General features: G+C 75.4%; 1 pseudogene. It reads right to left on the reverse strand.

Annotated elements, in window-relative coordinates:
* Window positions 1-593, reverse strand: a pseudogene (locus A5704_RS16025) (cation-translocating P-type ATPase); the annotation flags it as partial.

Consider the following 593-nt stretch of genomic DNA (forward strand, 5'->3'; position numbering starts at 1 on the left):
CGCCGAGGAGATGCGCGGTGACCTGGCGGACCCGATCACGCCGCTGCTGGCCACCGGCGCGGCGGCCAGCGCCCTGCGCATCTCCGACCGCGATCCCACGGCGGTGACCACGGCCACCGCCGTGCCCGCGACCACCGTGGTGCCGGCGTAGAGCATGCAGGTCCGTTCGGCCAGCGGCGCGCCGGGCGTGGGCTCGGTCTGCTTGGACACCGGCAGCGATTCGCCGGTCAGCGTCGACTCGTCGACCTCCACGTTCGAGGCGTGCAACAGCCGGGCGTCCGCGGGGACCACCTCGTCGGCGTGCACTTCGATGATGTCGCCCGGCCGCAGCCGCTTGGTCGGCACCTTCTCGCGGCGCTGCGCGTCCAGCGCGCCGACCCGGCGTCGCGCCGGCGGATCCTGCACGGCCAGTAGGCGATTCAGCGTGCGCTCGGCGTGCAGCTGCTGCTCGGCCGACAGGGCGGCGTTGACCAGCAGCACGCTGCCGACCAGGACGGCGTCCAGCGGGGAACCGAGCAGGGCGCTGGCCGCCGCGCCGGTGGCCAGCAGCGGCGTGATCGGGTCCGCCAGGTCACCGCGCGGCGCGCTACGCG

This window comes from Mycobacterium sp. E735 (genome assembly GCF_001666955.1).
Classification (GTDB): domain Bacteria; phylum Actinomycetota; class Actinomycetes; order Mycobacteriales; family Mycobacteriaceae; genus Mycobacterium.